This window comes from Bacillus sp. 95MFCvi2.1, assembly GCF_000374965.1.
GTDB lineage: Bacteria > Bacillota > Bacilli > Bacillales > Bacillaceae_G > Bacillus_A > Bacillus_A pseudomycoides.
In genome coordinates this window covers 33,698-56,143 of the sequence record NZ_KB895712.1, presented here as the reverse complement: position 1 = coordinate 56,143, position 22,446 = coordinate 33,698, and the positions used below count along the sequence as shown (strand labels likewise).

Annotated in this window: 18 protein-coding genes and 1 pseudogene; 7 read left to right on the top strand and 12 right to left on the bottom strand. The window is 39.2% G+C overall.

The features are described from left to right. The first annotated feature begins 11 nt into the window (after nucleotides 1-11). Nucleotides 12-1,169: a site-specific integrase gene (locus C568_RS0123755; RefSeq protein WP_018782915.1), complete on the top strand. Its 1,158-nt coding sequence runs from the start codon at nucleotides 12-14 to the stop codon at nucleotides 1,167-1,169. Between the two features lie 37 nt (nucleotides 1,170-1,206). On the opposite strand, the gene yhaM is transcribed toward C568_RS0123755, so the two are convergent. The 3 genes from yhaM to C568_RS0123740 are packed head-to-tail and all read right to left on the bottom strand — an operon-like array spanning nucleotide 1,207 to nucleotide 6,352. After that, a complete protein-coding gene (gene yhaM / locus C568_RS0123750) occupies nucleotides 1,207-2,145 on the bottom strand; it encodes a 3'-5' exoribonuclease YhaM (protein ID WP_018782914.1) in 939 nt (312 codons plus the stop codon). Between the two features lie 41 nt (nucleotides 2,146-2,186). Further along, nucleotides 2,187-5,114 (bottom strand): ATP-binding protein, encoded by a 2,928-nt coding sequence (locus tag C568_RS0123745; RefSeq protein ID WP_018782913.1) that lies wholly within the window; start codon nucleotides 5,112-5,114, stop codon nucleotides 2,187-2,189. Continuing rightward, complete coding sequence (locus C568_RS0123740) at nucleotides 5,111-6,352, bottom strand: metallophosphoesterase family protein (protein ID WP_018782912.1); 1,242 nt, start codon at nucleotides 6,350-6,352, stop codon at nucleotides 5,111-5,113. The genes C568_RS0123745 and C568_RS0123740 overlap by 4 nt, the downstream gene beginning before the upstream one ends. 138 nt (nucleotides 6,353-6,490) lie before the next feature. On the opposite strand from C568_RS0123740, the gene C568_RS0123735 reads away from it, so the two are divergent. Continuing rightward, a complete protein-coding gene (locus tag C568_RS0123735; RefSeq protein WP_003195690.1) occupies nucleotides 6,491-6,676 on the top strand; it encodes a YhzD family protein in 186 nt (61 codons plus the stop codon). Between the two features lie 26 nt (nucleotides 6,677-6,702). Here C568_RS0123735 and C568_RS0123730 read toward each other — a convergent pair whose 3' ends face one another. Next, the gene (locus tag C568_RS0123730) at nucleotides 6,703-7,062 is read right to left on the bottom strand and encodes a hypothetical protein (protein WP_006093817.1); all 360 of its coding nucleotides are present in this window, start codon (nucleotides 7,060-7,062) and stop codon (nucleotides 6,703-6,705) included. 156 nt (nucleotides 7,063-7,218) lie between these two features. Here C568_RS0123730 and C568_RS33570 point away from each other — a divergent pair, with 156 nt between their 5' ends. Both C568_RS33570 and C568_RS34400 read left to right on the top strand, forming a co-directional pair. Further along, nucleotides 7,219-7,359 carry a YflJ family protein gene (locus tag C568_RS33570; RefSeq protein WP_018766939.1) on the top strand — a complete coding sequence of 47 codons (141 nt, stop codon included), beginning with the start codon at nucleotides 7,219-7,221 and terminating at the stop codon, nucleotides 7,357-7,359. Nucleotides 7,360-7,435: 76 nt separating this feature from the next. Beyond that, nucleotides 7,436-7,573: pseudogene (locus C568_RS34400) on the top strand (IS1595 family transposase); the annotation flags it as partial. Between the two features lie 11 nt (nucleotides 7,574-7,584). Here the strand turns inward: C568_RS34400 and C568_RS0123715 are convergent. Together C568_RS0123715 and C568_RS0123710 are read right to left on the bottom strand one after the other, a co-directional pair. Then, nucleotides 7,585-8,082, bottom strand: a complete 498-nt coding sequence (locus C568_RS0123715) for a DinB family protein (RefSeq protein WP_006093814.1) — start codon at nucleotides 8,080-8,082, stop codon at nucleotides 7,585-7,587. 270 nt (nucleotides 8,083-8,352) lie between these two features. Further along, a complete protein-coding gene (locus tag C568_RS0123710; protein WP_006093813.1) occupies nucleotides 8,353-8,916 on the bottom strand; it encodes a TetR/AcrR family transcriptional regulator in 564 nt (187 codons plus the stop codon). Between the two features lie 299 nt (nucleotides 8,917-9,215). Here C568_RS0123710 and C568_RS0123705 point away from each other — a divergent pair, with 299 nt between their 5' ends. Then, nucleotides 9,216-9,974, top strand: a complete 759-nt coding sequence (locus C568_RS0123705) for an SDR family oxidoreductase (protein WP_018782910.1) — start codon at nucleotides 9,216-9,218, stop codon at nucleotides 9,972-9,974. Nucleotides 9,975-10,195: 221 nt separating this feature from the next. Here the strand turns inward: C568_RS0123705 and C568_RS0123700 are convergent, their stop codons facing one another. The 3 genes from C568_RS0123700 to C568_RS0123690 all read right to left on the bottom strand — a co-directional run bounded on the left by C568_RS0123700 (nucleotide 10,196) and on the right by C568_RS0123690 (nucleotide 13,461). Further along, nucleotides 10,196-11,104, bottom strand: a complete 909-nt coding sequence (locus C568_RS0123700; RefSeq protein WP_018782909.1) for a polysaccharide lyase — start codon at nucleotides 11,102-11,104, stop codon at nucleotides 10,196-10,198. A gap of 195 nt (nucleotides 11,105-11,299) precedes the next feature. Next, nucleotides 11,300-12,415, bottom strand: coding sequence for a DUF6688 domain-containing protein (locus C568_RS0123695; RefSeq protein ID WP_018782908.1), 1,116 nt, complete (start codon nucleotides 12,413-12,415; stop codon nucleotides 11,300-11,302). Nucleotides 12,416-12,645: 230 nt separating this feature from the next. Continuing rightward, nucleotides 12,646-13,461, bottom strand: a complete 816-nt coding sequence (locus C568_RS0123690; protein ID WP_018782907.1) for a MerR family transcriptional regulator — start codon at nucleotides 13,459-13,461, stop codon at nucleotides 12,646-12,648. 127 nt (nucleotides 13,462-13,588) lie between these two features. On the opposite strand from C568_RS0123690, the gene C568_RS0123685 reads away from it, so the two are divergent. Both C568_RS0123685 and C568_RS0123680 read left to right on the top strand, forming a co-directional pair. After that, nucleotides 13,589-14,218: a GNAT family N-acetyltransferase gene (locus C568_RS0123685; RefSeq protein ID WP_006093808.1), complete on the top strand. Its 630-nt coding sequence runs from the start codon at nucleotides 13,589-13,591 to the stop codon at nucleotides 14,216-14,218. 203 nt (nucleotides 14,219-14,421) lie between these two features. Further along, a complete protein-coding gene (locus tag C568_RS0123680; protein ID WP_018782906.1) occupies nucleotides 14,422-16,092 on the top strand; it encodes a multicopper oxidase family protein in 1,671 nt (556 codons plus the stop codon). A 126-nt stretch (nucleotides 16,093-16,218) separates the two neighbouring features. Here C568_RS0123680 and C568_RS0123675 read toward each other — a convergent pair whose 3' ends face one another. From C568_RS0123675 to C568_RS0123665, 3 genes are all read right to left on the bottom strand, one after another. After that, nucleotides 16,219-17,325 carry an alpha/beta hydrolase gene (locus C568_RS0123675; RefSeq protein WP_018782905.1) on the bottom strand — a complete coding sequence of 369 codons (1,107 nt, stop codon included), beginning with the start codon at nucleotides 17,323-17,325 and terminating at the stop codon, nucleotides 16,219-16,221. Nucleotides 17,326-17,370: 45 nt separating this feature from the next. Then, nucleotides 17,371-19,650, bottom strand: coding sequence for a glycoside hydrolase family 3 protein (locus C568_RS0123670; protein WP_018782904.1), 2,280 nt, complete (start codon nucleotides 19,648-19,650; stop codon nucleotides 17,371-17,373). A gap of 208 nt (nucleotides 19,651-19,858) precedes the next feature. Further along, nucleotides 19,859-22,369 carry a GH39 family glycosyl hydrolase gene (locus tag C568_RS0123665; RefSeq protein ID WP_018782903.1) on the bottom strand — a complete coding sequence of 837 codons (2,511 nt, stop codon included), beginning with the start codon at nucleotides 22,367-22,369 and terminating at the stop codon, nucleotides 19,859-19,861. Nucleotides 22,370-22,446 lie beyond the last annotated feature (77 nt).

The following is a 22,446-nucleotide window of genomic DNA, read 5'->3' as shown; positions in this document are numbered from 1 at the left end:
GAGTGAACGAGATGGCTAGCTTCAGAAAAAGAAATGATAAATGGGAGTATCGGATTAGGTATAAAGAAATGGGAAAATATAAAGAAACATCAAAGGGAGGATTCAAAACAAAGAAAGAAGCGCAACTAGCTGCAGCTAAAATAGAAGAGAAAGTAGTTAATGGAGTAAGTATAAACAATAGTAACATGACGTTTAAGGATTACATGTACGAGTGGTTAGAACTTTACAAAAAAGGAAATGTTTCTCCAAGAACATACGGAGTGTATGAAAAAAACATAAGACTACATATCCTTCCCGTATTCGGTAATATGAAGCTGAAAGATCTAACTCGAATGAAATATCAAAAGTTTATTAATGAACTTCTAAACAAACTTAGTAAGAAAACAGTAGAAACAATTAATGTCACTATGCATCATGCACTCGATACAGCAGTGAATGAACTTGAGATATTAAGTAAAAATCCAACAAATAAAATACAAATGAAAGAACGTCATATAGTAGATAAGAAAGAAGAAATAAAATGCTATGACATTGCTGAATTAAATGCATTCTTAAATTATGTTTTGAATGAAAAAGGTGGATTTAAATACTATTCATTATTTATGTTTTTATCAAGAACTGGCTTACGAATTGGCGAATGCTTAGCTCTACAATGGGATGATGTCGATTTTGAGAAAAAGAATTTCCATATTAATAAAACTCTGATTTCCACCAAAAGGAATCAACCTATAATTTTCGGTCCTCCAAAAAACAAAAGCAGCATCCGGACAATTACATTAGATGATTCTACATTACAACATTTAAAGACAATGAAACTAGAGCAGTCAAAAAACATTTTGAAATCCGGAAAGTACTATCAAGATTATAACTTTGTATTTACTCATGAAGATAATTCTTGCATGTTACATCCCTCCACGTTAAAATTTTTACAACAAGCTTGTAAAAAAGGGAATTTCAGATATATCACACTACATGGTTTTAGGCATACGCATGCTGTGCATTTATTGCAAAGCGGAGCAAACCTTAAATATGTTTCAGAACGGTTAGGACATTCTACTATTGATATGACGGCTAATGTTTATCTACATATAACGAAGTCCATAGAAGAATCTTCCGTAAACCAATATGATCAATTTTTAAAATCTCGTGGGCAAATTGTGGGCAAGTGATTCTGAATACAAATCGAAATCACTTGCCACAACAGCTTTAGAACTTAGGCTTATAAAACGAACGATTATCAAGTGCAAAGACACGTTCTGTATATTCACCTGGTTTCGTGCGTCCAAGGGCACGATCCATCATGTTCATCTTCGCATCTAAATTATCAATGTAATGCAGAATTTCCGCTTCTTTTACTAATGGCGGTTTTGGACTACCCCATTCCGCTTTCCCGTGATGGGATAAGACGATGTGCTGAAGAATTAATACTTCTTCTCCTTCGATTTTCAGCTCATCTGCTGCTTTTCCAATTTCGTTTACCATGATGGAAATGTGGCCAAGTAGATTTCCTTCTAATGTATACGTTGTTGAAATTGGACCAGACAATTCAATTACTTTACCAAGGTCATGTAAAATAACACCTGCATACAGTAAATCTTTATCTAAAGATGGGTATAGCGTAGCAATGGCTTTCGCTAAATCAAGCATCGATACAACGTGATAAGCAAGCCCTGATACAAACTCATGGTGATTTTTCGTTGCTGCTGGATAATCTAAAAATTCACTTTGATGCTTATTTAATAAGTGTCTTGTGAGACGCTGAATGTTTGAGTTTCTCATTTCAAATATGTACTGTGTAATCTTTTCTACCATATCTTCTTTTTTCACTGGTGCTTTTTCTACAAAGTCTGAGATATCTGTCACTTCATTCGCATTTGCAACGCGAATTTGCTTTACACGAAGTTGAATGCGCCCTTTATAGTTTTGAATATCTCCAGCTACCTTAACAATCGTTTCTGCTACATATTGTTTCTCAACTTCTGGTGATACATCCCATAGCTTCGCTTCAATATCTCCAGTTTGGTCTTGTAAGATTACTGTTAAAAATGGCTTCCCATTACTCGCGATACCTTTTGTCGCTGTCTTAATTAACAAGAAGATATCGACTTGTTCACCAACTTCATATTCTGCAATTTTCTTTTTCATCCTGATTCCTCCACCAACTTAAGTACTTTTAGTATAGCACATTATACCTTATTTTCTTTATGCTCACGTGTTAATTTTATAATCTGTTTTTCCGCAAAGAATGATAATAGATGGGCATGGCATGTAAAGAAAATCACTTGTCTATCCTTCGCAATTTCTTTTATTAACTGGGTTGTTCGTTTTGTTCGTAGTGCATCAAAATGCACAAAGCTGTCATCAATAATAAATGGATAATCATGCTCAAACGTCCGCGCTAATGCAAAGCGCAATGATAAATAGAGCTGTTCCGCTGTCGCTTGACTGAGTTCATGGCTATAAAAACGAATACCATCACTTCGTTCTACAATAAACGGCTCTGTTTCTGATGGTGAAAAAATCTTACTATACTGACCACCTGTTAAATATACAAAATACTCCTCGGCCTTTTGTAAAATGCGCGGCAGCTGCACTTCATGATAGTATTGCTTTGTTTTTGTTAACACTGTTTTTGCCGCTGCATACGCCGCCCACTTCTTCACTTGCTCACGCACTTGGGACTTTTTCATTTCCCATTCATGGAGTAAATCACCGTACGTACTACCTTCTTCTAAGTTCGCAACATCTACGCGGTGCTCCGCAATACGCTCGGTCAACTCCTTCTCTTGTGAAAGGAAGTCTTGTATATAGAGCGCTTCTTGTTTCAGCTTTCCTTCATACCCTTCCACTTGATAGTGTTCCGCTAATGATAAGCTTGTTAAACGTTTTTCTAACATGTCAATTTGAGGTGATAACCGCTCTACTTGCTTCTCTGCATCTTCATGCTTTTCTGCCCTCTTGCCAGCTTCTAAAAACATTTCTTCATCAGTAGCTGCTGCCATTTCCCAGAGCGCATCTCTTTCTAATGTAAGTTGTTCTACTTGATGCTGTAATAGTGCTTGTTCTTCTTTCCAATCAGCTAGCTTCCCTAAAAGCTGCTCCCTCTTTTGTTTCTTTTCTTTTTCCTTTTGAATACGATTACTGATCATATGAAGATGATCAAAATCTGTATTTTCCATAACGTTTTCTAGTTTATGTTCAAACTGCGAAATCATTTCATATAATATTCCTTTTCGCTCCGCCAGCTTTCCTACTTCACGATATAACTGCTGCATCTTTTCAATGCGTTCAAATGCTGGCAATATATGCGCATATGTATAAAAGTGCGGGAAAGAATAGCGCGCATTATATGTATCGACTTGCTCTCCCATACGAAACGTATCTCGCTCCCATTCTTCATATGCAGAAACACCTTTATCATAGGTTCGTTCTATTTGTTGTAATTTATAAGACTCTCGCTCAAATAATTTACGAATTTCTTCATCTTTTTCTAATTGATAACGAATGGATAGCGCCTCTTCATTTTGCCTTCCGCCTGCACTTTGCTGCAGCGAGAGCAGTTCTTCTTGTAAACCATCGGAAGAAGTATCTTTATACAAAACAAGTGCAAGTACAATTAGGACAAAGACGATAACACTTGTAAATAACAACGCACGATTATCTAGAAATATACTTGTCAGCAAAATCACTGTATTAATAGCTAACAAAAGGAAACAAATCGTCTGCCAGCGCTTTTTCTTTTCCTGCGCGATTTTCATTCTTTCTTCATATTTACGCTTCATTCGTTCCACGCCAGTACCCATAAAAACTGTATCTTGAAACGATCTTTCCTTTTCTACAAGCGCCTGTCGCTCTTCATCCGCTAACATCTGCTTTCGGATGTGCCCTACATTCTCTTCCTGTTCTTCTAGTTGCTCTTGCACTACTTTAAAGCGCTCATCTAGCTGCTCTTTCCGCGTCTCTAATGCTCTCGCCCTTTGCACCGTTTGCGTTATCATTTCTTTCGCTGCAAGGCTTGTATCAAATGAAAGCACACTTTCTTTCTTAAAAGTAGCACCAATTTGCTGCTCAAGCTCTTCTATCTCTTCTTTCATATTTCCAATACTTACTGTAATATCACGCATTTCTTGACGTGCATTTTCATATGACATATGCTGCATACGAAGTTCTTCTACATAGCTATCCTTTTGCAAGAGCTCTTCTTGTACTTCTACCCCATCCACTTCCGTTTGCACCATTTCCATCCTTTTTTGGATGGAATCCAATTGCACCCCGAGCGGCTCGAGTTTTGCTTTTATCGTTTCATAACGTTCTACTCCTCGAACAGGAAACGGATTCTTCTGTTCTTCTAGCACTTTTTCATATGCATGTTTTTCAATCACAAGAGGTTGCAATGCAGCCAATACTTCATAGTCTTGCTTACGCTTTTCTGCCATCTCTTTTTCATTCCGAATATGAGCAAGACGCCCTTCATTTTCTTTTAACTGCCCCATTAACTTTTCATACGTACCAATCTTCCCTTGCCACGCCCCAAGCTTTTCTTGGAGCTTCTTTATTTCTTGAAGTGACGCATTGATCTCAGGCTTACGACCATTTGGCTTAAAACGCTGCTCCATTTCTTTTTCTAACTTTTTATCTAACTGCAGCAGGGCATCGCTCCCAACTGCACTCGCCGAAAATAAATAATTTCCGATTTCAGCTTCTCCAATATGATGAATATTTTGAAGACCGTGCATATCAAACGAAAAGACAGAATCAAACAGGCTCTCATTCATCCCGCTCAGCACAGTCTGTAACACTTCTTCTCCAGCTGTTTTTCCATCTTCAAAGTATACTGTTACTTCCCCAGCAGCCGTTTTCGGCAAGCGCTCGATTTGGAGTCTCCCATACTGCTCAGTCATAACAGTCACCCTGCCGCCGTACTTCCCGCCTTCTTTCGGCTCATAACGCCTATGTCCTCTCATTGGGAACCCAAACAAAATACTCTTCATAAACGAACGAATCGTTGATTTTCCTGCTTCATTTTCACCGTACAACACCGTCAGCAATGAAAGATCCATTTCCACATTTTCTAATTTTCCATAACCATAAATATGGAGTTTTTCAATTTTCATTTTTTATCCCTCTCTTGCTGGAATAATTGCTCTAATATAATATTTTCCGCTTCCTTTTGAATCTCTGCTTTTTCCTCATCTGAAAAGGCTTCAATCACATTACGCGCAACTGGAGATGTCCAAATCGTCCTGAGCACCGCATCCATATTCGTAAATGATTCCAATTCTTGCAATACACTACCAACAAAATGATTCTCCTCTTTTAATCGCTGGATTTCTGCAAATGAAACCGTCTCATTCTTCCACTTCATCACATACACAAAATCTCTTCGTTCTTCTCCCGCTGCTAAAATATGAAAAATCTCTTCCACACGTTTTTCATCACGTAAATAAGGAGACAATGGCCCTTGTCCGATGAATACAATTGTCAAAAGAGTTCCTTCCTCTTCCTGACGCCATTCATTCATCACTTCCGTACAAGCTGTCATAAGGTCATCAACTGTTTGCAGTTCATCAATGCTAATTTCCGTCTCTTCCCAAACTACATCCGCCGCACCGAAAAATGAGCACACCGTTCCCTGCTCTGTTATCTCAACAAGATACGCCCCCTTCTCTCCTGTTTCCTTCCGGTGGCGTCCTTGTATATTGCCTGGATAAATGATATATGGCTCCTCTGCTAAAATCTCTCGCTTATGTATATGCCCAAGAGCCCAGTAATCAAATCCCTTTTCTTTTAACTCACGAATTTGAAACGGCGCATAGCGATTATGTTCCGCATCGCCTTCCACACTCCCGTGAAGCATGCCAATATGAAAAGGCGCATCGCTCATTTTTGCATACTGCGCCGTCATATTATCCGTTACAGCCTGCTGCAAATAACTAAACCCATAAATAGATGCAAGCAGTTCATCATCTTTATAAAACGGCTTTTCTTCTACATATGGCTCTGCAAACACATGAACATTTTCAGGAAACTCAATTGCTGCCCAGCTTCCCCCTAAATGATCGTGGTTACCATGAATGATATAAACCGGAATCTCATACTGCGAAAGGCGCTTCATCTGCTCCCTCACAAACACTTGCGCCCTAAGACTTCTCGTTTCCGCATCATATAAATCTCCTGCTAGTAATACAAAATCAACGCGCTCTTGAATTGCTTTATCGATAATACGCTCAAACGACTGAAACGTACTTTGCTTCATTCTTTCCCAAACAGATGACGGCACATTCATTTCCATCCCTTTAAACGGACTATCCAAATGCAAATCTGCCGCATGTATAAACTTTACTTGTTTCACAAATAAACGATCCTTTCTTTATCCTATAAAAGTTTCACTCTATTTTACCACGCAATGTCACATATTTCTTTGCATATTCTAGCATTTTATGACAAAATAGTTATAAGATTCTGATTTTAATTTTTGGAGGGAATTTTCATGGGAGTATACGTTCTAACAGTCTTTGAAAAAGATGGTTCAAAAATGCTAGACGAATCATTCGAGGCGGCAACAGAAGCAGAAGCGAAATCAAAAGGAGCATCCATTTTACAAGAAAAGGGATTGCATAAGCACACACATCGCTGCACATCTTCAGCAGGAAAGCTCGTTTTATTCCAGCGCTAAAAAAAGAAGCGTCATCCGCTTCTTTTTCATTCTATATCTTCATCACACCACGTAAATACCACATCTAGAATCCGGTTACCAATACGCACGCGTCTGTTCCACTTTCCAGTTTGAATTTGGCGCATTAGCTCATCTTTCATCTTTTCCGTCCAGTCGTGAATGGTTCCATTCCCGTCGTACGGATATACATTAGGAAACTCTTCCTGCAGAAGACTCAAGCTCTCTGCATCCAAATGAAAATGGAAATAGTAGTTGGCCGTAAGCGATGGCTCTTGCAATTGTAAAAACGGATCGTCAATTTGCTTTCTATTTCGGTAGAAAGTAAATATATTTACCTTTCCGCTCGTAATTTGGTCAATTTGAATTTCGTGCTTCTCTATAATCACGTCGTGCCCACCTCGTTATATACTACCTTTAGTATATATGTCTTTTGCATCAAAGTTAACCATTTTCACACGAAATTCATTTCCTTCATCTATTTCCCGTACCTCCAAGTAACAATCAGAACACATAAAAAAACAAATTTGAAGGGGAGCGATTCTATGTATTTCGGTAGCAAAGGTTGGTATGTAAAGGAACTAAAAAAATTAGGTATCCGTACTTATGAAGGTAAAAAACTAGAATCCTATCGTACGCATGTGTTGGCTAGTTTGCTTGAGAGAGTTCAGAAAGAATCGGCTTAATACTAATACAAGAAAGAAGCAACGTTTGTTTTTGCGTTGCTTCTTTTTTATTTTTCATAAAGGCTGTTTTCGTATATATTGGAGACACAAAATCTTGAACGTATTAGGAACTCTTGGTTTTAATCAATTACAAGGCATCATAGTGAACGACGAAACTTTCTTTCGAGAATCTTTAAAAGGTCATCGTGAAATCGCTCATAGAAAAGACAAAAAAAACAACTTGAATTAATCCAAATTGTTTTCCCTTAAGAATTGTATAATTTGCCCTTTGTGGTGGTTATCGTGGTCTGTAAATTCCTTAACAATATATATAAGTGAGTAAGGTGCTCCAGTATGTGGACAATGAGTTACACCATTTGCAGTTAATGACTTGTTTAACTTTTCGATTGGAAATTCGTTAAGTTCTTTTATAAGTAGTTCCCTTGTATCTTTTGCTTCTTCAAGAAGTTTTGATTGTGATATTCCTGATTTTGCATAGTCTGATGCCTTTTTATTATGTGTATCAAAATTTGGAAACTCCATTCCCTTTTCATTTTGTACAGATGGGAGGACCTTTTTTAATAGATGATTATCCCAATTCATAATATGGACTATTATCTCCCTTACAGACCACTTACCTTCGGCTATTGATTTAGACCATAATGTGTCATCAATTTCTTCTAAAGTGCTTAACCAAGATGAATAATGACTAAAATTACTAATTATGTTTTTTACCTCACTCAATTTAATCCCTCTTTTCTAAATTAATTTAATATAATTATAACATTAAACTCACAATACACAAACATACGTTCTTGTAAATGTTTTCAGTTATAAAACCAACAGCCTTTTATAAAAAAAGAAACCGATGATATGCATTTCGTTAGCAAAGGTTGGTACTTAAAGAAATTAGGTACCCGTTCCGATGCTTCGCCACATGAACCTCGGTAATATCCTTATTCTCTGTCTCCTTATCATAATAATCCTCTCTTTTATAATTCCTATCAAATTGAACTATTCGTCTACTCTCATATTTAAGAATTGCACAAGTTGATCATTTAAATAACTTGTACTATAAGAAAAATCATTTTGATACCATTCAATAATAATGCCAATAATCGCATTCGCTTGGTAGGAACAATAGAGTGAATGATTAACTCCTTCTTTAAGAAAAGCCTCTTGATCTTGAAGTAACAAACGCTTTATTTCCTCAAATAATAAATAATAGTACATTAATGGAACCTTTTTGGAAAAAACAATTCTGTAGAATGACTTATATTTTTCGATATGATGAAAAACCCGAATGGTAGACGGGTCTAATTTACTCGTTTTCAATACTGATACGTGGCGATAAGGTTCTTGATAAGAACGGACCAAATCCGCTGTAATTTCTTTAAAATATTCCTCGAATAAATCTTCTACTTGTTTATAATGCAAGTAAAATGTACCACGATTTATTTTTGCCTTTCTGCAAATTTCCGAGATTGAGATGACTTCTAGATTTTTTTCATTTAGTAATTCTAACAATGCATTATGTAACGCCTCTTTTGTTTTCACAATCCGCATATCTGTACGCATCTTTTTTCACCTCTTATTGAACACATTTCTAACTATGTGTTAATTATTGAACATTTATCGTTTTTTTGCTCATTGTAAGCGCTCTTTTATATGATTATAATTTTTATTGAACAACTGTTCAATAAAGTGAAACTTTAATCAGTGGGGGGGCTTCATTCCCCACTGATTATCAGCCTGCACCAATCGGGCTTTTACGGGCAGTTGATCCCCCACCTAACTTCTTTGCTTTCGCTGAATTTTGAGGTGGAGGTCTTACTGCCCGTTAATGCGGAATAAACAGACAAAGGGGGCCGTTTCGAATGAGATTAAAAGGAAAAGTAGCAATTGTCACTGGTGCTGCGTCAGGCATGGGGAAAGCAATCGCAGAAGGTTATGCAAAAGAGGGCGCAAAGGTCGTTGTATCAGACTTAAACTTAGAAGGGGCTCAACATGTAGTACAGGGAATTAAGGCTACAGGTGCAGAGGCCATTGCTGTTCAAACAAACGTTACTTCCGATGAAGATCTACAACGTCTTTTCAATGAAACAAAACAAGCTTATGGAAAATTAGATATTCTTGTTAATAATGCAGGCATCATGGACGGAATGGAGCCTGTTGGTGAAATTTCAGACGAACGCTGGGAGAAGGTTTTCTCCGTTAATACAGTAGCTGTAATGAAAACAATGCGGATTGCAGTGAATCTATTCTTAGAACAAGGACATGGTACGATCGTTAATAACATTTCTGCAGGCGGACTATACGGCTCACGTGCTGGTGCTGCTTACACAGCATCTAAACATGCAGTCGTTGGCCTAACAAAAAACACTGCCTTTATGTATGCGAACAAAAACATCCGTTGTAACGGTATCGCTCCTGGAGCAGTCATGACAAACATTGCTTCTTCAATGACTCATTTGAGCGAATTTGGAGCAAGCCGCCAAGCATTAGGTATGGCAATTAATCCACGCGTTGGACAACCAGAAGAAGTTGCAAGGCTAGCTATCTTCTTAGGCTCAGACGAGGCTAGTTTCGTAAACGGACAAGTGATTGCGGTAGACGGCGGTTGGACTTCCTATTAATACACCTATTAGGGGTTACAACACATAGCTATCAAGTTTAGAGAAATGAGTTGATCTGTTTTCTTAACTTGATGGGTATGGTGTTCATTCAGAATACATGTAAAAACGGGTCATAACATGAACTGACCCGTTTTACTCTTTATATCATTATACTCTTCATCAAATTAGTAAGTTTATGTTAAAATCGTAAATCTTCTGCATCACTCAGTTGTTCTGGATGTCTATTTTTCCGTTTTTGAGAAATCATCTTTGGTCACCATATCCTGGTAGGTCGCCCGTTCGTTTCCAATCTTGACATCAGCGATAAAAATCTTCCGTTCTTTTACCGGACTAGGTTTCGGTTCACCGTACTTCGGTTTCCACTGTGGGTGGTAAAGCCCTGTTTTGAGGTAAGGCGTACGCGCACGTGTAGTATAGGCATTAGGACCTTGCACTTCCCATACAACTTTTCCATCCTTCCATATTTGTAGCAATCCGTCGTTCTCTGATGACCACTTTGCATGAATTACCCAAGAAGACCAGACTCCTTTTTGCACCAGTTCGTCCAATGTCTTAGAATCGCGCTCTATATTTGCAGTAGGACCGAATGCGCGTTGTATACTCCATCTGTCACCTTTCACTGCAATAGCCAATTCCGGAAAATCCCGATCCACCCGCTCACTGCCGAGTACAGCATGCCATTGCATGACGATATCGTCGCCACTGCCCTTGTCGAACACCCAATCCTGCGGGATATAAATCCGTGCTGTATACCAACGTTCGTGGAACCCTTCTTCGTATGGCTGTGCAATTTCCGAGCGGAATTGTCCTTGAGAATGCGGAACAACGAACTGCACTGCTTTGTGATCTCCCGTCATGCCTGGCGCATTTACTACATGTACACGCTGCGTGATCGTGTCAATATCTAGGTTGGTGCGGTTTTCCGAGTCGTTGATTGCTATTTTCCATTTTTCTAGCCCAGATTGAAAGATATCTTCTAACATAATAGAATTGTTTGTTTCCTTCAACTTAGGCTTCTTTTCTTTTTTGGATATATAGGGTTGAGTCACTGTCTCTTTTCTATTAACCAATACGATACCACCTACAAGTAAACTGACAAATAGGAAAGATATAGCAAGAATTTTTTTCATCTTTCGTTACACTCCATCTGGTTGATGTTTCTTTTGCATTTAATGGCATTAAAATCTCTTAAGTTGAGGGCGATGTATAGTTCCCCTATTATGTAATGCCAGCCCATTCCTCTCCTATTATATCGAATTAATCCATCATTAAATGAAACAACAGAATAAATATTGAATGTCCCATAGCAACCATCTCTGGTCATTTCACTTCCTCAACTCACTATATTGCTTATGAATTCTGTTTTCTGGTTTTTTGTCCACTGTATACAACACAATAAGGAATAACCATTCCAAAGGCTTCATGATAAGATAGATAATGTCTGCAGACCATTTTGAATTGATATGCCTGCTGATTGGGTAGCCATACCTGTCATAAAAATTACGGATGGCTTTATGGAAGTTTGGAACATATTGTTCAAGAATGTTCTCAAATGCATTAGCAATTAGTAGCTGGCGGTTCACAGGGATTCTTTCTCCACTTCTGATGCCTGCCCTAACTGGCTTGACCAATTTTTTATGTCCTCTAGCAGAGACCGTACACAAATAATGCCCGTCACCCGCCACTATCTCTGGTTTTGGCGCAGGGATATTCGAATAGTTGAAAGAACTTGTTTCAAGGAACACACGAATAAAGCTATCTGGTCGTTGCCCAAACAGAACCAAAATTAGTTGGATGATAATCAGAACTGGAAACAAGCTTATAGCCCATAGTTTTGACATCTGTTGATAGTTATTACATACCCGGAAGAGAAATAGCATACATTTATTGTTGTACTCAATCTCTTTTTCATGCTGACTAGCAAGAAAATGGTTCAGAGAATCTTTCAAGCTTGCGATATATAAAACAAACAACGATAGACAGCTAGTTTGCAGAAGAAAAACCGAATATTCTTCACCATCATTTGAGAAGGCTGTATGAGTGAGATAGGCAACCGCAAATATGATATTCAGTATCATTAATGTACTGCATACCACATAAATAAGCGGAGGAAGATCCCCATAATTAAGGCTTACGATCCAAAAGCTAATCATCCCCAATGTTATTAAGACAATTACTGAAACTATATATTCATTTGCAAGAGAAGCATATCCATTATTCTTAGCACCAGTCCTTTCAAAAATATGCAATTGCTCACCAGCACCCGCTGCCACTCCATTTAGAAAAAAGCCAAGCATGAATAAACAATAAATAACCATGGAGGCAAAAACATCTATTGATTTGATTTTGACTGATTTCTCCTTCGTAAAATTCCGAGACATCCTAAAAAAGGCATACCTAGGAATTGAAATAAATAAGAGCACCTTTATAAAAACAAGCAACTCTCTCCCTCCTCTAATCCATCCAAACACTTTGTTAGTATTTTAACAGTTTACCTTTTGCAAAAAAACTATCATCTTATTTCTCGCTATTAATAATCCTAAGAACGAGCAAAAATATGAGAATAAATGTTTAATGATAAATAAAACGGACAAAATCCCTTCGCCCCGACCGCTTCTATGCATGGCCAGATGCTCTCGACCACCTCTAAAAAGAAAGAGATCTTTATCTTTTATCCAACTGGCTCATTATTTTCTATCAACATTTGAATTTGACAGCTATAAGATTCTGTATTAAAGAAATCGTTAAATAACTCCACTTCAATGAAACTTTTAACTTTTAAATTATTTTCTTTTACATATTTAATGATTTTATTTCGACGTTCCTCTTCATTCTCTTTACTATAAGATAACGTTACATACTTTCCCTTTGGTAATATTTTTATATTTTGTTCAGCTTCTATATTAGAATCCCCTTGAAATCTACTAAAAACATATTTTGGTTCTGCATCCCCCTCTGAATTAAAGTTATATATGATTCCTCTTTCCATTGACATTTTCCCCTCTTTATCTTGAATGATTTTCTCTAAGTCTGAATAGTAAAGTAGCTCTTGTAAACTTCCCACTTCTTTACATGGTGCTACAATTACATAGCGCGGTTCAAAGAACTGAATAGATATCTCATCACTATTTAATATATCCTTAGAAGTCTCTACCTTCATATTTAAGCTATCAATGGTTTTGATTACTTCTTGCATTTTCTTTATGTTTTCTTCTGCTTCATATCTTTTTAATTGTAAAAATTGTAGTAATTGATCAGTATCACAGTCCTTAAAAATCTCTTGAAGCTCTACTATACTCGTTCTTAACTCTCTACAGCTTTTTATAATATCTATATGAATAAATTGATCTATAGAATAATACCTATAACCTGTTGTTTCATCAATATATCTTGGAATAAGAATCCCCATTTTGTGATAATATCGTAACGCTTTTATTGTGATGTCCTTTATTTTCGCAACTTCCCCAATAGAAAATAAGTTTTTCACCCTAATCACTTCCTTTATATTTTTCTTATATTATCATTGACTCTCCTCTTAAGGGAGACCTTATGATCATAATAAGATATTTGCAATAAAATACAAAATTCACTTATATACAAGGGAGTTTCGAAACATGAATACAGTAACATACAGAAGTCTAGTTAAAGAAGATTATGAATCTGTCAAAGCTTTGATTGGTGAAGCATTTGGCTTCAATGAAATGATTGAGGATAAAAAATTTTTAGATTCCATATTAAACATCTATCTACAGAGTTGTATTTTAGGGAGCTCATTTAGCAAAGTAGCAGAAAAAGACAATAAAATTATTGGTGTTATTTTGGGGGATTCAAAAAAAGACAAAAAACGTTTAAAGAAAGCTCATAATACTTTAAGTTTTGCCTACACCATGCTGAAAGTATTCATGACTAATAAAGAGAATAAAAAATTCATAAAAGAATCCTCAAAGGTTGAAGACACATATAAAGAACTTATAGAAGGAAAGGAAGATGATTTTCAAGGTTGTATACAGTTATTTATTGTATCAGGGGAATCTAGAGGTCTTGGGGTTGGAAAGGCTCTAATGAATCATTTGTCTAATTATATGAAAAGTACGAATGTGAAATCTTTATATCTATATACAGATAATAAATGTAACTATGGATTTTATGATAATCAAAACTTTGAACGTATAAATGAAAAAGAAATTTATTTTGATTCAATGAAAACAAAACTTAATGTATTTTTATACTGTTATGATTTTTAACTGTTGGTAAAAACCGTATCACTTATTCGGGGTACGGTTTACCATAACTCATTTAAATGAAATTTCCTCTGAAACAAATTGCTTTTTTACAATTCCAGCCTATTTCATTCATTTCCTGTTAGAAATTCGTCTATACCGACCTACATTAAATTCATATTATATATGACAAACAATATTTGATGATTTAAAAAGGAGGCAGTGAATTGTCTTTTAAAAAATTTGTCGATGCATTACCAATTCCTCCTGTCTTAAAAGCAGAAGGTAACCATGATGGAGTACCATTCTATGAAGTAACAATGAAGCAAGTCAAACAAAAATTACATCGGGATTTGCCGCCAACTACTGTCTGGGGCTATAACGGTATGTACCCGGGTCCTACATTCGAAGCAGAAAGAAATCACCCTATTCTTGTAAAATGGAAAAATAAATTGCCCTTTGAACACCTGCTTCCTGTCGACCAAACTGTTCATGGTGCGGAATCATCCATACCTTCTGTTAGGACGGTTGTCCATTTACATGGAGGCCGTGTTCGTCCAGAAAGTGACGGATATCCTGATGCATGGTTCACAAGAGATTTTAAAAATGTTGGGCCGAAATTCGTGACTGAAGTCTACTATTATCCAAACTGTCAACGCCCTACAACACTTTGGTATCATGATCACGCCCTTGGAATTACTCGTTTGAACGTTTATGCAGGTCTTGCGGGCTTCTATCTTCTCAGAGATGAAGAAGAGAAGAAGTTGAATCTTCCGAGTGGAAACTTTGAAATCCCGCTGGTCATCCAAGATCGTTCGTTCTATGCCAATGGTGAACTCTTTTATCCATCCCAACCAGGAAATACGCCGCCTCCAGCCCCACAGCCACCTCCACCAATCGATCCTACATTACCAAATCCGTCAGTGGTCCCTGAATTTTTCGGTAACACAATTTTAGTCAACGGAAAAGTATGGCCTTATCTTGAGGTTGAGCCGCGGAAATACCGGTTCCGCATCCTAAATGGCTCCAATTCTCGTTTTTATCGTATGAAGCTGAGCTCTGGGCAAAATTTTGTCCAAATTGGTACGGATGGAGGACTTTTGGAAAAACCAGTCCTAGTATCCGAAATCATCCTTGCACCTGCGGAACGTGCCGATGTCATTGTCGATTTTTCAAACCATAATGGTCAGAGTATTATTTTAACAAATGACGCACCAACCCCGTTCCCTGACGGCGAAAGTCCTTCTGAAGATCTGAGACAGATTATGCAATTTCGCGTCAAACAAACATACTGCAAACATGACAAAAGTAAAATTCCAGAGAAGTTGAGTTGCTTGGAACAGTTGAATCCCCAGGATGCTGTAATCACACGAAAAAACACTTTACTTGAAGCTATCGATAGTTTTGGACGCCCTATGCCATTATTAAATAACATGGAGTGGAATCAGCCTATTACAGAAACCCCGTATAATGGAACTATAGAGATTTGGGAGCTGTACAATACGACACCAGACACTCACCCGATTCATTTGCACCTTGTCAATTTTCAAATTTTGAATCGTGCTGTATTTACTGGCGATCCAAATGGTTCTGACCTCAAAGTCGGACCGCCCATACCACCCGATCCAAACGAGAGAGGATGGAAAGATACTGTTCGTGCTAATCCCGGAGAAGTGACCCGGATTATCGCACGCTTTGGTCCATTTACAGGAACTTACCCGTGGCACTGTCATATTCTTGAACACGAAGATTACGATATGATGAGACCATACGAGGTGCTAGCTAACCCTAGCTTTAACCCATGCGAACGAGATCCTGAACAATGTAGCGATAACGCCTTTTCTCAATGTTTTGGCTGCTATCAACAACGGAAAAATAAAAAAGAAGAGAAATCATAATTCCATGATTTCTCTTCTCTTTTTCATTCAGTTGATATCTTTATCATAAAACTATTCAAAGTTCCTTATACATCTTGAAATATAGAGCTTGTTCAAAAAACGTATTTTTGAACAAGCTCTTTCTAATTAAGCAAATACTCGCTTAACCTCTTTTGCAATTTCATTTATTAAATCTTCCGCTTGCGGATACAAACCAATTTTATCCATAAATGCATGGTCTGTACCGTTGTACTGAATAAGCTTCGTAGGTACGCCGCTTCGTGCAAGTTTTGCCGCGTAAGCTTCGCACTCTACTTTTAAATAATCAAATTCAGCAGTTGCAATTAGTGTCTGCGGCATATTACTTAATTGATCTGAAAGGAGCGGAGAAACGTGAGGATCAGTAATTTCCGCTTTACTTTGCAAGTAAAGCCTGAAAAATAACTCACCGCTTTCAGCCAACCCTTTAATCATTGGAATGATGAGCTCAGAATAGTTACGAATCTCATATTGGTCGAGGCTCCAGTTGAAATCTTCAGTTTGGACGCCGGCCATATTCACTGTTGGGTAAATAAGCGCTTGTAGCTTAATCATCTCTGTTCCCTTTTCAATATCCATGAGCGCGCACACCGTAGCTAAATTCCCACCCGCACTGTCTCCAGATACGGCAATTCGCTGTGGGTTCACACGAATTTCTTCAGCGTGCTCATACACCCATGTTACGGATTCGAAACAATCTGTCAGTCCTGCTGGATATGGATGTTCAGGCGCTAAACGGTAATCAACGGAAATCACAACGGCGCCTGCTTTTTCTGCCAATGCTTTACATGGATTTTCCACGACATCCACACTGCCGCCTATGAAACCTCCGCCGTGAAAGAAGACAACCGCTGGCAGAATTCCTTCGTTAGAAGGCGTATAGATACGCAGTGGAATCGGTCCATTCGTTCCATCAATTGTTTTATAAGTGGTTTCGACTTTACCCTTCGTAACGTCGTCATTGTTCCATCCCATCATAGCGCGCATTCCCTGAACAAAACCGAGAGTATCTGACGGATCAAATGACTGGTTTTCCGTCGCAGCCATTTTTTCTGCCGCTTGTAAAGTCACTTGGAGAACACGAGGATCTAATTCACCAATCGCATTAGAATCAGGAATTGGTTTAACGATAAAATCGAATCCTCTTTTTTGGACAGCTTGCACGTCCTTGCTCAATTTAGAAACTAGATTAACGTAAGAAGTTGTATTACTCATCATTACCGTCTCCTTTTTTGATTATTTTATTTTCGGAAAATTGGGTTACTGGTTTCTCCCGTACTTCGCTATACGAGAATCTTCAATTACACCGTTCCAATTGAGTCCAAAAGCGAAGTCATATACATGGCCTTCAGAATCAACGTGGCTTTCCATATCATGTGCGACATCTTCTAGCTGCTGCTCAACTGTTCTCATATTCGCCGGCATTTGCATCGGCAATAGGGCTGATGGCTCGTAAGCTCCCGACAGAACGTCCATAATTGCCTGATCTTGAACGCCAAAGTTCGCTACGATCGCATCAACTTCCGCTTCGAACTCTGCGACAATCATTGGATTCGACAGTAAAATCGATACGACGACCGGCTTTCCTTTCATCATTTCTTTCATTTCAAGCACGATGTCCAAGTCGTGTGAATTGTGCGTTGTAACTGTTTTACCTTTATAGGAACGGTTTAGCACATCGGTTTCCCTAGGGTCGCCAGCAATACTCCGTTCGCGGGCATGCTCAGCTGTATACGGCTTGTATTGAAGGCTAATTGGTACATAACCATTTCCTCCATTATCAGCATCCTCTTGGTTGTACCCCACCCATGACTTCGGACTTTGGATGAACACAAGTCCGAAATCCGCTTCGTCCGGATTATTAGTAATATCGAAATATTGGGCCACAACGTCAAGATTGACTGGATGCTCCAGTTTCTCCGGTGTTGGCATTCCAAACCAGCTCTTCCCAGCGGGCAAATACCTTTTCGGAATGTATACTTTGCTTTTTGGCTGAATCGGCAACGTCTGCCCCTTATTCTTCAGAAGGACGATTGACTTCAACTGCGCTTCATAACCTGCTTTCACGAAATCTGGATTGCAGACAATTTTCTCACTTTCCTCAGACTTGAGATAAGGATTTTCGAAGAGACCAAGTCGGAACATATTTAGAAGCAGACGAACCGCTGATTGTTCAAACCGTTTTTTCATATAAACCTCTCCATGTTCAGATACCCCTAATTGGTAAGCTTCTAGAACATGGCCAACTTCGTTATTGCCGCCAAACTGGTCCACACCAGCCATCAACAGCTTATAATGACGCTCCGCAACGCTCAGATGCTCAACGCCCCATGACTTACCCGTCAAAAATGTATCTTTACTACTATGCTCATCAGCAGTAATCAACCAATCTGTGCAAACAACGCCGTCATAGCCATATTGCCCCCGCAGTAAGTCGGTAATTAAATAGGAATTATAAGAGTTGCCGACGTTCTCTCCGTTTACTTGATCTTGATCAAACGAAATCGTGTAATATGGCATCACTGCAGAAGCCTTACTCGTCTTACCCTCCAGCTGAAAAGCTCCGTCGACGAACGGTTTCAAGTGCTCTTCGAAATTGTTTCCTGGATAAACGGCATACTTTCCGCAGGCAAAATGTGCGTCTCTTCCGCCCTCACCGCTTCCTCCTCCAGGCCAATGCTTCACCATAGCATTCACACTATCCAATCCCCAACCACCTTCTAGTTCCTGCTCGCCTTCTGATGTTTGGAAACCGTCCACATAAGCGCGCGCCATATCCGTAGACAAACGTGAATCCTCACCGAACGTGCCGCTGAAGCGGAACCAGCGCGGGTCAGTTGCGATATCGATTTGCGGTGACAGTGCTGTTGTCATGCCAAGTGCCCTGTACTCCCTCGAGGCAACTTCTCCAAATTGACGTGTCACTTCAGGGTCAAATGTCGCTGCAAGACCAAGCGTTTCAGGCCAGAATGATACGCGTGAAGCCGTTCCTGCGCCAACGTTAAATTCGGAGCTGGCATCAGAACCGTGACGCGGATCCGAGCTATTGTTCGCTGGAATGCCTAAACTTGTCCCTTCCGCAACAACCTGCAGCTTGTTGTTCCAGCGCGCGGCTGTTTCCGGATTTTCAACTGTTGTCATGAGAACATGACGGAGATGGTCTTCAGTCAAAAATGCGATTTGCTCATCGGTCAAATCCCACGGCTGAGCGCCGCTCTCTTCATAAGACTTTCCGTCGTAAGTCCCGGCAAACCAACTATCACTCGTGGCTGGAATTGCTTGATGCCCACTGTATAACATCAATCCTGCAATTTCCTCGATAGACATCCGCGTGGCAAGATCTTTTGCCCGTTCTTCAGCTGGTAATCTCCAGTCCTCATACGGCTTCAATACTCCATCCTTACTTAAGTTTTTAAAAAACGAGCCGTTCTGCTCAATGATGCGAACCTTGGATAAAATGGAATAGCCAAGTGTAGGTCCGCCTTCGTTACAGACGTATGCAATCAACGGCTGACCTGCGTTATTTTCTTTGGCTGACATAGAAGAACCCTCCATTTCTTTAAATAAAATCGCTGTATAGCGAACATATAAGTCATACTTTTTCAGAAAGCGTTTACAATTTAATTATAAAAAAACCGCTCGTCCTCAAAGAGACAGCGGTTTATCGACTTTTATTGCCTTATTTAATCTTTTTATGTAAACAACTTGAATCATTGAATCAAAAGGGATTAAAATTTAACACAATTCGTCACCATGCAGGAATAAACTCAATCAACTCGACTCCGTGCGGCTCCAAAATGGAAATACAAGTGTGACTGTTCTCCACTTCAACATACCGACTCGTCATACGCGGCTGAGCGCCGGCCTTCAAATATTCCACATCCTCTAGGCAGAGTGATTGCGGCGCCCCCATCTCTACCCAGCGGTCATAGCTGCTTCCATATTTTCGGCCGACCGTGCGGGTAACGATCCGATACTTTCCGCTCGGTAAACCCGTAAGCTCTAGCTCTAACTTTACAGTCTTCACGTCCTTGAAACCGTTATAGCGGTTAACCGCATCAATAAAGGAAATATCACCAAGTGCGTACAAATCATCAAAATGACAATAATTAAAGGTAAGCACTTGATAGCCGCCCCGGCCAGAAGTAACGATGTAACGATCACCACGCTCAATCAGGTGATCACCTAACTTTGCTAATAATTCATAGGCAATCATACCAGCCTTAGGGATACCATGCTGAGCAATCAGTCCAAGTCCCCCGTGAAACAAATCCGGTGAAGCAGCCGTTTCTTCAATGTTGTCGCTTAGCACCCAGTAACCAAAGCCTTCGATACTGTCCAAATTATCAATAATATTTTTGACGATATAAGCAGCCTTGTACAGCGTATCATTCGTTAGTTCGCGATGATACGAAGTCGAATTCCACTCTGTCAAATACAAATCGGCCCCGGGCATCTCATGTTTCTCAAGCAACCTTTTCTCATGTGCAAGTCGCTCCTTTAGAAAATCTGGATTCGGAGATACACCGCCAAATTCTTCAATCAGTTTCCGAAACGACTCCAATTCGTTAAACACGTCACATTGTTCTAGATTATTCAGCCTTTCATGCGGGTAAAAATGAAGCGGAACGAAATCGGGCAAACACTGTCGCTTACGGCAAAATGCAAAAAACGCATCGTAAAACTTTCTTCCATCAATCGTAATGATTCGGCCAGGCGCTCCAATTTGAAGACGAGGCGATATACGTTTCACAGCTTCATAGGTGCGAGCATACAACTCCATATATTCCTCCATCGTTCCCGGCCAAAATGCCTTCAACTCCGGTTCGTTCCAAAATTCGAATTTCCAGGACTCTACCTCTTCCTTGCCGTAGCGATTCATACAATGGCGTAAAAAGCGATCAACAAGCTCACACCATTTATCGACAGACCTCGGCGGACTAATATAACTCTTTACATAAAAAATGCTTTTCTCCTTGTCCGCTGCCAAAGCAGATGGCATAAATCCAAGCTCGATAAACGGCTTAATTCTAACTGAAAGGAGAAAATCAAATAGCTCATCGACCAATCTAAAATTGTATACAGGCTTGCCTGTCTCGTCCTCAGTGTATACCATCATAGAGTCGTCAAATATGCCATGAAACCGCAAATAGCGAAAAGGACAGCGCTCCTGAACTCGTTTCAATTGCCACTGCACGTCCGCATGCAATCCTTCTTTTGCTTTTCCAATCGCGATCAAACTTTTCCATGTATGCCTTATTGGACTGCTGTGAGCGGATAGGCTAACCTGATATGCCTTCGTTTCGAGCCCTATAATCTCTTCTACCTGCTGCGAAGGACTTCTCTGTAAATATTGGCTAATAATTCCGAGTGCGCTCGATTGATTAAACGTCAAATAATTGGAAGATTCCCGTTCCTTCTTCTTACCAAGATCTGGGCGGAAATGCTTCCGGTATTCACTTGGCGTTACGTTATACCTTGCTTTAAAGGCAGTGTAGAATGACTTAGCGTTCGGAAATCCGTGCTTCAAAGCAATATCAGCAATAGGTATTTCCCCATTGTGAAGCAGTTCCTCCACCGTATATTTCAAACGAATGCTCGTTAAATAAGATTGAAAATTAAGACCGATGTTATCACTGAAAAACTTAGACAAATACGGAATAGACAAAAATTCACGCTCAGCAATTGCCTGCAGTGTAATCGGCTCCTTATAATGATCTTCTATATAAGTAATAATACGAAGCATCCGCTCCATATACTTCTCATTCATAATGCCCGCAGATGCTGAAACCTTAAATTGCTTCAAAAGAATAGAGAGCACTTCCAACATTCGAATTTGCATATCGATCTCATAGGCGTCACCTTTCTGATACATTAGCTGCACCATCTCAGCCAATAAACGTCGCACCAGGTCTAAAGCATGACGCCGCTCCTTATCTCCTGAATAACAATCAAAGCTAATCTCATCTGCACGTGCTATTTTTTCCTTCAAATAACTGAAAGGAATAAGAAACGTTGCAATAATATTCCGATCAAGGCCAATCACCTCATGCACATGACATTGGTTGATAAGTAGCACGTCTCCCTCAGAAAGCGTCCGTTTCTCATGACTTAGCCTAACCTCCACCGTACCGCGCAGCACAAAAATAATCTCTACGCTGTTATGCCAATGACTCGGTACATAATTGACACTGTTCAATGAAACATCAAAAGGCAGACTATCATTCGTCTCAACCAACTCGTATACAGCATTTCGCATGAAGCTTTCCTCCTTTTAGAACGGTACTCTTACCTGTTTTCTGGAATGGAATTTTCTTTTCCATTAGGCTCTGATTT